Origin of the sequence: Paraburkholderia sp. RL17-380-BIE-A, from assembly GCF_046028085.1 — a bacterium.
Classification (GTDB): Bacteria; Pseudomonadota; Gammaproteobacteria; order Burkholderiales; family Burkholderiaceae; genus Paraburkholderia.
Map to the genome: position 1 here is coordinate 74,937 of NZ_JARESQ010000026.1, position 13,382 is coordinate 88,318.

At 60.1% G+C, this 13,382-nt stretch carries 11 protein-coding genes; 6 read left to right on the top strand and 5 right to left on the bottom strand.

All coding sequences use genetic code 11. The features are described 5' to 3' along the window. Positions 1–77: 77 nt before the first annotated feature. Positions 78–968, bottom strand: a complete 891-nt coding sequence (locus P0D68_RS32390) for a LysR substrate-binding domain-containing protein (protein ID WP_408303077.1) — start codon at positions 966–968, stop codon at positions 78–80. Here P0D68_RS32390 and P0D68_RS32395 point away from each other — a divergent pair. After that, positions 961–1,296, top strand: coding sequence for a hypothetical protein (locus P0D68_RS32395; protein WP_408303079.1), 336 nt, complete (start codon positions 961–963; stop codon positions 1,294–1,296). The two genes, P0D68_RS32390 and P0D68_RS32395, sit on opposite strands and share 8 nt — an antisense overlap. A 56-nt stretch (positions 1,297–1,352) precedes the next feature. Here the strand turns inward: P0D68_RS32395 and P0D68_RS32400 are convergent, their stop codons facing one another. Continuing rightward, complete coding sequence (locus tag P0D68_RS32400) at positions 1,353–2,780, bottom strand: cytochrome P450 (protein ID WP_408303081.1); 1,428 nt, start codon at positions 2,778–2,780, stop codon at positions 1,353–1,355. 254 nt (positions 2,781–3,034) lie between these two features. On the opposite strand from P0D68_RS32400, the gene P0D68_RS32405 reads away from it, so the two are divergent. Beyond that, complete coding sequence (locus P0D68_RS32405) at positions 3,035–3,553, top strand: RidA family protein (protein ID WP_408303083.1); 519 nt, start codon at positions 3,035–3,037, stop codon at positions 3,551–3,553. Here the strand turns inward: P0D68_RS32405 and P0D68_RS32410 are convergent. Then, the gene (locus P0D68_RS32410) at positions 3,544–4,662 is read right to left on the bottom strand and encodes a DesA family fatty acid desaturase (RefSeq protein WP_459252021.1); all 1,119 of its coding nucleotides are present in this window, start codon (positions 4,660–4,662) and stop codon (positions 3,544–3,546) included. The two genes, P0D68_RS32405 and P0D68_RS32410, sit on opposite strands and share 10 nt — an antisense overlap. A gap of 591 nt (positions 4,663–5,253) precedes the next feature. Between P0D68_RS32410 and P0D68_RS32415 the strand changes: the two genes are divergently transcribed. Further along, complete coding sequence (locus P0D68_RS32415; RefSeq protein ID WP_408303085.1) at positions 5,254–5,481, top strand: hypothetical protein; 228 nt, start codon at positions 5,254–5,256, stop codon at positions 5,479–5,481. Positions 5,482–5,658: 177 nt separating this feature from the next. On the opposite strand, the gene P0D68_RS32420 is transcribed toward P0D68_RS32415, so the two are convergent. Together P0D68_RS32420 and mgtA are read right to left on the bottom strand one after the other, a co-directional pair. Continuing rightward, positions 5,659–6,606: a PTS sugar transporter subunit IIA gene (locus P0D68_RS32420; protein ID WP_408303087.1), complete on the bottom strand. Its 948-nt coding sequence runs from the start codon at positions 6,604–6,606 to the stop codon at positions 5,659–5,661. Positions 6,607–6,737: 131 nt separating this feature from the next. Beyond that, positions 6,738–9,254: a magnesium-translocating P-type ATPase gene (gene mgtA / locus P0D68_RS32425; protein ID WP_408468804.1), complete on the bottom strand. Its 2,517-nt coding sequence runs from the start codon at positions 9,252–9,254 to the stop codon at positions 6,738–6,740. Here mgtA and P0D68_RS32430 point away from each other — a divergent pair. The 3 genes from P0D68_RS32430 (at position 9,199) to P0D68_RS32440 (ending at position 13,264) form a co-directional block, all read left to right on the top strand. Further along, a complete protein-coding gene (locus tag P0D68_RS32430; protein WP_408468805.1) occupies positions 9,199–9,438 on the top strand; it encodes a hypothetical protein in 240 nt (79 codons plus the stop codon). The genes mgtA and P0D68_RS32430 overlap by 56 nt on opposite strands. A 233-nt stretch (positions 9,439–9,671) precedes the next feature. Continuing rightward, positions 9,672–11,633: a phosphate transport regulator gene (locus tag P0D68_RS32435; RefSeq protein WP_408303089.1), complete on the top strand. Its 1,962-nt coding sequence runs from the start codon at positions 9,672–9,674 to the stop codon at positions 11,631–11,633. Beyond that, positions 11,630–13,264, top strand: a complete 1,635-nt coding sequence (locus P0D68_RS32440; protein ID WP_408303091.1) for a PEP/pyruvate-binding domain-containing protein — start codon at positions 11,630–11,632, stop codon at positions 13,262–13,264. Before P0D68_RS32435 ends, P0D68_RS32440 begins: the two co-directional genes overlap by 4 nt. The last annotated feature ends 118 nt before the right edge of the window (positions 13,265–13,382 follow it).

Below are 13,382 nucleotides of genomic sequence, written 5' to 3' on the forward strand. Positions count from 1 at the left end.
TGAAGAATTTTCAGGTGTCGCTGCGACCCTCTGGCATCACGCTGGGGTGCCGCCGCCCCGCTTGGCGTCGCTTGGCGCTACACGGCGGCGCGGCTGGTCTCCTGCTCGACCCAGGCCAAAAATTTGGCCACGCGCGGCAAATCCACGCTCCGAGCAGGGTAAACGAGGTGATGAGCTCCGACTTCGACTGCATACGTGCGATCGAAGACCGGTATGAGTGAACCTCGTTTGAGATGGACGGATGCGAGCATCGTGCTTTCGAGCGCGATGCCATGTCCCAATGCCGCGGCCTCGAGGGACATATACGAGCGGTCGAACGCGAAATCGTATGCCTTGTGCGACACCGCGACGCCGAATTTGCCGAACCATTGCTTCCACTGCACGACGGGCGTTTCCGAGAAAATCAGGCGCCGTTCGAGCAGATCCTCGGGGGTATGCACCGGGTGTCGTTTGAGGTATTCCTCCGAGGCAAGCGGCGCGATGAACTCGTTGCGTAGCGTTTTGATCTCGCCATCGGTCCAATGCGCGTAGCCATGCCTTATGTCGAGATCATAGTGGCCCGAGGTGAACGACACGTCCTCGTACGAGCACGCGAGATTCAACTGAATGTCGCCGTTCGCTTCCTGAAACAAGGCCAGCCGCGGCAGCAGCCACATCAGCCCGAAGCTGGGACTCGAGTGAATGCGAAGAATCTCGACACCCGATTGACTCGATGCCCGCTCGGTTGCGCGGCTCAGGTCGGCGAGCGATCCGGTTACATCCGCCAGATATTGCTGCCCCGTTGGCGTCAGCACCAGTCCTCGCCCAAGTCTTGTGAACAAGGGCCTTCCCACAATGGATTCGAGGTTGGCAATTTGATGGCTCACTGCCGACGGTGTTAACCCTAGTTCGTCAGCCGCCCGATTGACGCTCTTTGTTCGAGCGACACTCTCGAACGCGACGATGGCTTTTAGTGGAGGGATGCGCATTGTTTTTGGGTGCAGGGGTGCAAACCGTCTTGCTTCAGCATATTCTGCCGCGCTTCTGGCGATTCCAGAAATCTCGCGCATTCGAGAGGTAAAGGCAAGCGGTGGTTCGGCTGACTGGCGCTCGTCGATGGGCGCAATCTTTTCGCGTGGATTCGCCCAGGGCCGGGTTTATCTCAGGACATCAAGCGTGCGCGGTCGCTCGCTGAACGTTGACCCGCTTCTTCATGTTTTTTTGCCCGCCATTTCGACCTTCAGAAGCCACGCGGCCAACGTGGATTGCAACGACCGCATGCAGGTCCTCGCTGAGATTCGCAAGCAAGTCAGCTGAAGTCGGAGTCGAAGTCGGAGTCGGATCGGCCGAATGCACAAGCGCGCGGAGGATAACTATACGGTCCGTGCCGAAAGATGCACCGGCATGGCACTCGGGACCATAGTGAACGCAGTGATCTCCCGAATCGTATCCGGGTCGACCGCCATTCGGACCGTGAAATTGGCCATCAGCATCGACAGCACGAGGCGCATTTCCACAGCGGCCAAATAACGTCCCGGACATACACGTGGCCCGGCACCGAACTGCAGATATGCACGTGAGTCGTGCACTGTACGCGAGCGGCTATCGTCATGCAGCCATCGATCCGGGTCGAACTGCAAAGGATTCGAAAAATTGCGCGCGTCGATAGTGGCGGGCCGATTCAGGAAAAACATTTTCGTGCCGGCCGGCAACAAGATGTCGGCGAGACACACGTCTTCCAATGGCTCAAACGAATTCACCGCGGCGACCGGACGGAGCCTTCCGGTTTCCGTGCACACTGCCTCACACAGATCCAACTGCTTTAACGACGTAAAGTCCGGGCATACCGATGAAGAACCGAGCACACTGCTCGACGAGTCAAAGAGCCGCTGTTGCAAAGCCGGATCCGTAGCAACGTATAGCAGCGTCCACGCTATGGAATTCGCCGTCGTGTCTTCGCCTGCAAGCAGTAGCGTGAGAACATTCGCAGCCACCTGGTCATCGGTTACGTCGGACTGTGGCGCGTCGCGCGTGACGAGCATCGCTTCAAGGAGATGACGTGGCGCCTCCGAGGGGTCGTCGCGCATCCGCTCACGTGCCCTGGTCATCATATTTCGCACATACCGGTGAACTTCGATCAGAGAGCGATCGAGTTCGCGGTCCCGAGGAAATCTCACATATCGCCAGTAGGGAAAAGGCGCGTTGATACGTTTCATCAACATGGGAAAGATCAGCGCGAGATGCTCCTGTATGACACCACGATCCTGGTCGATGGTCCTCGAGTCTTCGCCAAAAGCAAGAGCACTGGTGACGTCCACCGTGTAGCGCTTGAGATCGTCAGTCATCTCGACTACAGTTCCGTGCGCCGCTGCGCGTTGCCAGCGTTGGTAAAGCCTTTCCGTGATGGCCTTCAGACTGGGGTAAAAAGCTTTGATATGCGGAATGGACAACGAATGCATGATCAGCTTTCGTTGAGGCGCCCACGCTGCGCCCTCGACCGAGAAGAGACCGTTGCAGCCGATTTCCTCCAGCACCGACTCTATCGACGCATAACGGCGATACCGGTGCGGACGTTCGCGCATGATGGTCTGACACAGCTCCGGATCGGTCCACACTGTCACCGGCATTCGACAGATCTGAAATCTGAAAGGCGAGCCTAGCTCCCGCGCCCATTGTTCGAGTACGAGGTGCAGCCGGGTCGGGGATAGCTGATGGAGGTTGCCAAAAAAAGGCAAACCCTTCGGACATGGGAGATCGGCCACCTGCCTGTACCGGATGTGGGAAGTGGACACTGTATCCATGGAATGCCCCTTGTTTCACGGTTCCTTGATCGAGACGGCCGCAGCCTGGCGCTAACTATCAGTCATTCAGCATAGATCATCCAGCATGCGCGGAGTCGGGAGAATGCCTGCTTTCATAAATCAGGCGGTGCAGTACTACGTACTACTAGCTTCAATAGAACGATTCGGGGCAGCGATAAATTTAGACTGCTCTGCCAGGCGGAGCAGCAAAGAACCATGCCCGGTCCGGTAGGCGGAACTCTGAGGAGGCGATCATGGCGCGAATCGAAGCGAAGTTGGCGGAATTAGGCTTGACGTTGCCTGCGCCGCTACAGATGCCGGCAAACATCCGCATGACTTTGCCTTTTGCATGGGTTCGAGTACGAGGTGCGCGAGCTTTCGTTTCAGGACACGTTCCGCTTAACCTCGACGGGACAATTGCGCAACCGGTCGGCAGAGTTGGCGCTGAAGTATCGGTGGACGAAGGCTATACAGCGGCGCGCCTCGTGGCGCTCGCGCATTTGGCGAGCCTGCAGAAAGCGCTTGGAGACCTGGATCGCATTACGGCATGGCTGCGCGTTTTTGCAATGATTAATGTAGCGCCGGGCTTCGATCAGATGCCAAGGATCGCCAATGGCTACTCTGATCTCATTCTTGAAGTGTTTGGGCCGGACATTGGCACGCACTCTCGCTCGGCAGTGGGCGTGGCGCTTCCTCTGAATGTGCCAGTCGAGTGCGAGGCTGAGCTCGAGATCGACGGCGGCCGAAGCGACAGCATTAAACCTCAACCGTAGTGGCGAAGGCGAAGCGAAAACTCCCTTAGTGCGTCGATTCGACTCTGTTCAGCGCGTCGACACCAGTCTTCCAGCTGGAACAGGAGTTGTTCGCGAGAGCGATTCGAGCGCTCCCAGATTGCCGCCAGATCCTCGCGCAGTTCGACGTAGACAAGAAGCTTCGCGTCGTTGCCGCAGAGTTCCTTGGGCACGGGATGACCCGCTCCGCCTTGCCCTGCCTCCCCGTCGCGAAACCATTTTTTCACACCACGCATCAGCAAGGCTCTCTCCCTCCGGCTGATATGCTTCACTCGCGCAAGTTCCTGCCGATAAGCGCGCTCAGCCGTTCTCGCATAGCTTGCCATCACCTCGCAACGGTTTCGAAGCACGGCTTGCAGCGTCTCGTCGTCGAGAACCGCTTTGCCTTCGACCATCCGCGGTCTAGGCGCCACTTTCCTGACTGTGGCCAACCCGAGCGCGGAAAGCACGCAAATATACATCCAGCCCATGTCGAACTCGTACCACCTGTTCGACAGCTTTGCGGACGTTGCATACGCATGGTGATTATTGTGAAGTTCTTCTCCGCCGATCAGAATGCCGATCGGAATCACATTCGTGCTCGCATCAGGCGGACCGAAATTTCGGTAACCCCAGAAATGGCCCAGCCCGTTGACCACGCCGCCGGCCCAGAAAGGAATCCACATCATCTGAACGGCCCACACCGATACGCCGACAATACCAAACAGCGCCACGTCGATCACCATCAACAGGCTGATACCCAGATCCGGATATTTTTCATAGACATTCCGCTCCAGCCAGTCGGCCGGCGTACCGTGGCCGAACCGGCGCAGCGTCTCCTCGTTCTTCGCTTCGGTGCGGTACAGTTCGGCGCCGCCAAGCAAGACCCTCCAGATTCCGCTGACCTGTGGGCTGTGAGGATCCTCCTGCGTCTCGCACTTCGCATGGTGTTTGCGGTGAACCGCGGCCCACTTGCCGGTCACGATCCCAGTTGTCATCCATAACCAGAAACGAAAAAAATGACTGGCGAGAGGATGCAGATCAAGCGCGCGATGCGCCTGGCACCGGTGCAGATAGACCGTCACGCTGACGATCGTAATGTGCGTCGACACCAGCGTAGCCAGCAGGATCCGCCACCACGAAAAGGCCAGTAGGCCCCCTGAGAAGAACGCGAGTGTATGACTAAACAAGTGAACCCTCTTTCTACAACGGCGTAGCGCCAATCCAGAAACACATGATCACCGGCCTGACGTTTCGGGCAGGCGACAGGTCAACGCACGCAGCAAAGGATTCGGGACGGACTGATCGACACCGGCAAGACGGGGGTTGGCGATCCGGACGCGAGGTGACCGTGCAGTCACGACTCTTTCAGCGAGCGCATCTTCAATGATGTCTGAAACTTTAAGAGACGTCGGTACGGTGCCGCACCGGGCGCCAACGAATCGCGGGCACACGATGTATGCGTTTAACGAGGGATATTCTTGCGCGGGCCACGTCTTGTAACGACGCACGGAAGACAGCCCGGCGTCCCGCAGGCGGAGCTTGGCGAGAGCAAGTCGCGTCGACCGAGCGCCAAAAGTTGCAGCGGTTTACATCCGGAACTGCGCGCTTCGATATAGCGCATTAACGGCATACGCCCCGCGGTTTTATAAATTCGTTATACCGTTGATGACAGAATCTCAATTCAAAGAACGAGGTTCTACATGCTCCGGTTGAGATTTCGTCAATACAAGACAATTGCAGCAGCGAGTATCGAGGATACGGGTAAGGGCAGAAGCCTCATTGTTGCCCATCAGATTCAGCGTCGCTGGTGTTTGGCGCTCGTGGCCATTGCGAGCGTTTCCACCATGTTTGCGCTTAGCCTGGGGTTTGCTACGGTCGGCGTCGCCATCGCCGTCGCGGCCATTTTGCCGTTCGCATTCGTGTCATAGTCGGCTGCCGCAAGCGCTTGCAGGAGCATGCCAAGGTGTGTGGGCGCCGAAAACCGCACCAAGTGTATGGTTCCGCCGAACACCGAGGATATTTTCCTACGAGCGCTTGCGTCAGCGTTGCACTGCTCGCGTCAACAAAGAAGCCCGCGGATCGATGATCCACGTACGGCAAGAACCCTACCCGCGCGGACGGAACCGTTTGACGGCCGCAGGTGGATCACCTGCGGGATTTGTGTGCGGCCCCCTACGCCCAACATCACCCACCGCCTCGTAGCTGGCGAACAGTTGGGATACGGCCCGCGCGTCGATACAGCGATGTAGCACCTCGCGGAACTGATGGTCGCAGAAACGCTGTGCCACGTCAGCCAGCAAAAGCAGATGCGTGCTGTTTGCCCATTCCGGAACCAGCAGAACGATCACGTCGCTCACAGGTTGCCCATCCGGGGCATCGAATGGAATTGGCTGCGCGGGACGCACATAAAACGCCATGGCGTGGCGCAGCATTCTGATTTGACCGTGTGGAACAGCCACACCCTGGCCGAGACCGGTCGAGCCTAGCGCCTCGCGCGCCATCAGCCCAGTGGTCACGCTTGTTGCCGGCATGTCGTAGCGCTGCTCGAAGAAATGGCCAAACTGTTCGAACAGGGTCTCGCGGTCTGCTACGTCCCAGCCAAGTAGAACATGATCCGGGGAAAGCAGTTGGGCAAGCGTGTCTGCTTTCCCTACTGATTCAGCCTGATAATCAGACGAATCGGCGCGCGGCTGGGACGGGGTATGCATCAGAGCCCGCCAGGCGTTGGTTGGCGCCTGGGGGATTTCAAGCAGTTGTCCCACCTCCGCAGTCGGCGCCAGATGCGCAAGCCGTTGCATGGCCCCATTGACCGCGTCTTTTGGCAGATAGAGCGATAGCCGCACGCGCCCCGTTCCGTGCAGAGGGGCCACGCGAATGGTCCATTGCTGATCGCCGCAGTCCCGGATCAGCGCCTGACGCAAAGGTGTGGCGTGTTGGGCGTCCAGGGTCACGCGCATCATCACATTGCGGCTCGGCACGGACCGCGAACGGCCTTGTGGCGATGCCTTACCCATTCCAAAGAAGGTCCGCAGACCAACCAATGCGCGCGTCATGTGTGCCACCTGTCCATTGCTTTTTATCAGGCTACGCGAATTGGCGTTAACCCGGCGTAAAAAAACGCCGCAATCAGCATGTCCGGCACACTGCCCGCCCTGGTGATGCTCCACTAGCCGAGTCGCAGCACTCAATCCAGCCCGAATCGCCGGACAAAATAGGTCTTCATCAGATGTGTCAACACGGCATAACTCAGGAGAATCAACAGAAGGGCTGGCCAGTAAGCCGGCGGCAAGGGAATGAAGCCCAGGAATGTGCCGAGCCACGTATAGGGTATGGAGATTCCCACCGCGGCGATGACGAGACTCGTCGCAATCAGCGCCGCGCTTGCTCGACTTTGCAAAAACGGCACTTTCGAAGTCCGGATAATGTGGATGATCAGCGTCTGGGTAAGGAGCGACTCCACAAACCAGCCCGTCTGAAACAAGGAAGGCTTGTCCCATGCGCCGAACACATAAAGCATCATGAAATACGTGACATAGTCAAAGACGGAGCTGATCGGCCCGATCAGCAGCATGAACTTGACGATGTTGCCGATATCCCACCGACGCGGCACACGCAGATATTCTTCATCCACGTTGTCTGTCGGAATGGCGGTTTGCGAAAAGTCGTATAGCAGGTTGTTGGTGAGCACCTGGATTGGCGCCATGGGCAGAAACGGAAGGATGATGCTGGCGCCGAGCACGCTGAACATATTCCCGAAGTTCGAACTGGCGCCCATCTTGATGTACTTGGTGATGTTGCCGAACACCTTGCGGCCTTCGAGCACGCCTTCGCCAAGCACGGCGAGGCTCTTTTCGAGCAGAATGATATCGGCCGATTCCTTCGCGATGTCGACGGCGCTATCGACCGAAATGCCGACGTCCGCGACCTTGAGCGCCGGTCCATCATTGATGCCGTCACCCAGGAAACCCACAACATGCCCCTTGCGATGCAAGGCGTCGATAACGGAAGCCTTCTGCGCCGGCGATACTTTGGCGAAGACAGAGGCGGTCTCCGCCAGATCAGCTAATTGCTCGGGCGATAGTGATTCGAGTTCCTTGCCCAGTACGACCCGATCCACGGCAAGCCCGACTTCATGGCAAATCTTGCGGGTAACGATGTCGTTGTCCCCGGTGAGAATCTTCACCTGCACGCCGCGCTCTTTTAACGTTGCAATGGCCGCCGCCGCCGTCTCTTTGGGCGGGTCGAGAAACGCAATGTAGCCGAGCAGTATCAGATCGGCCTCATCCTTGACCGCATAGGTGGCCTGCTGCGGCGGCATCTCCTTGTAGGCCACCGCGACGACTCGAAACCCATCGGCGTTGAGCGCGGCGGTGGCGTCTTTTGCCGCGGTGAAATTGCGTTCGTCGAGCGTGCCCATTACGCCGTTGATCACGTAACGGGTGCATACCGAAAAAATCTCCTCGACCGCCCCTTTGCAGATCAGAATGTGAGTACCGTCCCCCCGTGCCAGCACGACGGACATCCGGCGGCGCTCGAAATCGAATGGCATCTCGTCGATCTTGGTGTACTGCTCGTGCGCCTTGAGTTGCTCATGAAGCTCCACGTGCTTCAACACGGCGACATCCAGCAGGTTCTTGAGGCCCGACTGGTGAGCGCTGTTCAGATACGCATATTCGAGCACCTGATCCGATTCGTCACCATGGAAATCGAGGTGGCGCTTGAGGATGATTCGGTCCTGCGTCAGCGTGCCGGTCTTGTCCGTGCAAAGAATATCCATCGCGCCGAAATTCTGGATCGCGTTGATGCGCTTCACGATGACTTTCTTCCGTGACATCGCAATCGCGCCCTTGGCCAGATTGACCGTCACGATCATCGGCAGCATCTCGGGCGTGAGCCCCACTGCCACGGCGACCGCGAAAAGCAACGCCTCGAACCAGTTACCTTTGGTCAGCCCATTGATAACGAATACGAGGGGAACCATCACCAGGATAAAAGCCATCATCAACCAGGTGAATCGTGCAATGCCTTTGTCGAAGCTCGTCTGTACACGCTGCGCGGCGATCAGGTCCGCGACGCGGCCGAAAGCCGTCCTGCCCCCGGTCAGCACCACAACGCCGCAACCGACACCGCTGACAACGGCGCTACCCATGAAACAGATATTCGGCAGGTCGAAATGCGTTTCGGCAGAAGTGCTGCAGGCATGCGCGAATTTTTCGAGTGGCATTGCCTCGCCAGTGAGCGCCGATTGATTGACGAATAGATCTCTCGCCGAGATCAGCCGCAGGTCAGCGGGAATCATATCGCCAGCGGACAACAGGACGACGTCGCCAGGAACGATCTGTTCGATTGGAATGTCGATATGGTCCGCTTCAGCCGCCGTTGCACGCCGGCGTACACTGGCGTTCGTTCGCACCATTCTGCGCAGTGCGTCGGCGGCTTTGTTCGAGCGGTGCTCCTGAAGAAAACCCAGCGAAACGCTAAGCACCACCATCACCGCGATCATGATCGCGGCGCGTGAGTCGCCCAGAAAGTACGATGCAGTTGCCAGCGACAACAGCAACAGGTTCAGCGGATTGATCGATCGATTCGCGAGTTCACCGAGGATCGTATGGCGCACTTCGTGAGCCACCTGATTGGCGCCGGTAGTGCGCAAGCGCTCCGCTACCTCGTCGGCGGACAGGCCGCTCGCCGTGCTGTGCAAGCGTTGGAGCGCTTCATCAGGTGAAAGCCCGGCGATCTCGCTGAGCGTTTCGCTGCTCGTGGCCGACCCATGCGCGCCTGCCGGCGACGGCGAACGGCGCAGCCAGGTCCTGAAGAAAGGGATCATGGTGCGCATTCCATACTTGCCGTCGAGAAGTATCATGGCCTGGTCGATCGATAGTTGAACAGCGGTTTCCTTCGCCTGCGGGAAACGAAAGAAGAAGAACAATTCGCCAAGCGATTTCCCCTTCACCATCATGCACCCTGAACGCGTCATACGCGTTTCTGCGGATGCTCGCGCAGGTCAATCGGTGCGCAGTTGATGTGTATCAACGAATACTCCGGCCTCGTCGCTGCTGTCAGGAAAGTGTCATATACGCAGCCGAGACTGGACCACCTACCCGCACAAGTGGCTCCCATGACGCAAAAGACCCAGGCAATTGCTGCAATGGGACAGCGCAGTCTGCTGCTGCCAGGCTGGATCAAGGCGGCACTGTCCGCCAACGACCGTCTGAAGCTCTACCTGAGCGTGCTGCAGGTGGCATTCGCGCACGCCGAACATCCCGACCGCGAATTGCCGGACCTGACCGCAGAACTGGTCGCCGCACACGTCGACGCGCCATGGCTTCACGACATGCCTGCAAGCGCTTCGCTAGTTGACGGCACGTTGCTGCTGCCCGACCTCGCGCGTCTCGTGCAGCGTCTCGCCGAAGATCTGGAGACGATGGCCCGACCGTTGCTCCAACCGGACGACCAGACAGACACATTGCACGCGCGTGTCCAGCACTGGCTGGACGGGCTCGACGCACTGCGGGGCGAACGCCTTAGCCGCGCACAACTGCAATCGCTAACACGCGGCCAGCGAACGAATGGAGACGACAGCCTGCACCTGCTGGTGATGGACCTTCACCGTGCGCTCAACCAACTGGCGAATACGGTGTCGAGCGAGCAGATCGACGGTGCGCACGTGTGGCAACTGCAACCGGCCGACCGCGCGCGCGTCGTCGCGTTCATGCGTGGGCTGAACCGCACGGCGCCACTGAAGTTCGATCATCCGGGGCTCGACACCGCCGCGACACGCGACGGCGAGCGGCTGCTGCTGCAAAACGACATCGGCACCAACGACGTTCATGTGCTGGTCGTGCAGGTTGAAGGCCTGACGATTACGTTGAGTTATTCGGATCTGCACCGGCCGCGCTTCGCGTTCTTCCAGTCGCTGCTGGTGCCTTACGGTGCGCAGTGGAGCGACTTGCAATCGAAGGTCAATGCCGCGCTGAACGAAGGTGACGCTTACACGTTCGGCGTCGCGCGCTTTGATTGTGCCGACGAGCGCACGCTCGACACCGCGCTCGAAGGAATCGGGTCACGCATTGTTTTTCTGATCGACTGGAACCGGGCCCGCAAGCGGTTGCTGTCGTTTGTCGATAAAGACGCGGCTATCGAGGTTCTGCGCGATGCGGCCCGGCTCGACGTGGGTCACATGGCGTGGTTGAAGGCCGGTGGTGAAGCGCTCATCTACGCTGCGATGCAGGCCGTCGGTCAAGGGGCGTTCCGCATCGGCGACCGGCTGGACGCAGTGCTGGGCTCGCGCGATGCGCAGGCGTTCATGGTCGAAGTGCTGCAGATGGCCAGTCACGCGCTGATCGGCGGGCAGCCGGCGGCGCTCGTCGCCGATCAAACGCGGTTGCTGCTCGCCCGGCGTGTGCGCCAGCACAGCAGCGCGTTCGAGCTGCTGGAGGAGCACGCCGCGTACTGCCACGCACTGGCGCAAGCGGTAAGCGACGGCCTGACGCATGACGTCATGTGCGCGCCGCCAGCGGGCGAGAACCCTGCGCAGGCACTGGCCGCGAGAGCGAAGGCATGGGAGCGGCAGGCGGACCATCTGGTAATGCGCGCGCGTGAGCAGGCGCAGCGTCAGCCTCGCTGGCAGCCGTTCAAGCAACTGCTTGAACTCTCCGACGACATCGCCGACGCGCTCGAAGAAGCCGCGTTCCTGATGAGCCTGATCGCCGACGGCCACCAGCAAGGTTGGGACAGCAACGTCCACGAATCGCTGTCGCGCCTCGCACAAACCGTGCTGATGGCGACACAGGAGCACGTCAAGTCGCTCGCTATCGCACGCAGCCTCGGCACCGCCAGCGATACGTCCGACAGCGATGCGTTTCTTGCGGCGTCGTGGAACGTGCTGCGCTCCGAGCGCCAATGTGACGAACTGCTGCGCGCGGCACGCCGCGCCATTCTCGGTGTCGTGCGCGATGCCGCCAGCCTGATGCTCGCCAACGATCTCGCAACGACACTCGAACTGGCCTCGGATCGTCTGCTGGTGGCCGGCTATGCGTTGCGCGATGTCGCCTTCGGCGAAACCGGAGCGAACACATGACAGCCCTTCAACCGGATGCCGTTCAACGCTGGCCCGACGAGGTCTACCTGATCGGCTGCGACGCCACGCCGCGCGGTAATCCTGAAGCGACTCATGCCTCGGCGGAAACGGTCGGCTTCAAGGCCTACAACCTGCTGCGCATGACTGACCTCGGTCTGCCGGTGCCGCCGGCTTTTGTGCTCGGCACGCACTACTGTCGCGACGCTCAAGCCCGCGAAACTGCCACCGCGAGCGCGGTGTGGGCACCCGGTCTATGGGAACTGGAGCATGCCACCGGTCAGCGCTTCGGCGACGCGCGCGTGCCGCTGCTGCTCTCGGTGCGCTCGGGGGCGCCTGTGTCGATGCCGGGGATGATGGATACGCTGCTCAACGTCGGCCTGTGCGATGCCACCCTTGCCGGCATGCTCCGCCAGACCGGCAATCCGCGTCTGGTCTGGGACACCTATCGCAGACTCGTTGCGAGCTACGGTGAACTGGTCGCGGGCGTGCCCCCGTCGATCTTCGAAGCGGAATACGCCGCGCTCGCCGGAACTCGCGACGAGCACGGACTCGATTTCGCCGAACTACGCGAACTCACGCATCGTTGCCTCGCCGCCTACGAGGGTGCTGCCGGCCAGCCATTTCCGCAAGATCCACAGGTTCAACTGGCGAACGCCATCGGCGCGGTGCTGACGAGTTGGCAATCATCCAGGGCCTGTGCGTACCGCAAACAGTGCGGCATCAGCGATGCAATCGGGACGGCCGTGACTGTGCAGGCCATGGTGTTCGGCAATGCGGGCGGGCGTTCGGGCGCGGGCGTCGGGTTTACGCGCGATCCGGTCAGCGGCGAGCCGGCGCTTTGGGTCGACTTCCTGTTCAACGCGCAAGGAGAAGATGTCGTCTCGGGCCGCCGTAGCGCGCGCGGCCACCAAGAGCTCGCCCAGGCAATGCCCGCGGTCTGGGAAGCATTGCGCGATGCGGCCACGCGGCTCGAACGCGCGTTCGGCGACATGCAGGACATTGAGTTCACTGTGCAGGATGCACACTTGTACATGCTGCAGACGCGCAATGGAAAACGCACGCCGCAAGCCGCCGCGCGGATTGCGCTGGATCTGCTCGACGAGGGCTCGATCAGTGCTGATGTGGCGCGTGAGCGCACGGCCGCGCTGAAGCCCGCTGCGTTGATGCGCATGTCTATCGCGGCATCCGATAACGATCGCCCGCTCACGCCACTCGCGCACGCCGCGAGTGCGAGTTGCGGGATCGCGTCAGGGGAAATCGCTTTCGACGAAGCACGCGCGCGCACGCGTCATGCTGCTGGTGCGTCGGTCATCCTGGTGCGTCGCGACGCGGAGACCGACGACATCGCCGCACTGGAGGTGGCTGCGGGTCTGCTCACGCAGCGAGGCGCACGCACCTCGCATGCTGCGGTCGTCGCGCGTCAACTTGGCAGGGTTTGCCTTGTCGGCTGCGCGGCGCTGCATCTCGATGAATCGACACGAACTGTGCAGATGGGAGATACGGTAATGCATGAGGGTGACGAAGTGACCCTCGACGGCAACGACGGCGCGATCTATGCGGGCACGGTGCGCACGGTCGTCGAGCCGTTGGTCGGATTGCAGGCACGTCTTGAGCGATTGCGCGCGCCATGAATCGGAATGCGCGGCAAGCGGGCGCCGCGCCCGTCCGATAGCGCCTTGATAAGAATCAAGGCCGAGCATTCCTGCGGGTGAAATACTAACGAATTGAAAGGCCAGATCTTTCCCCCGT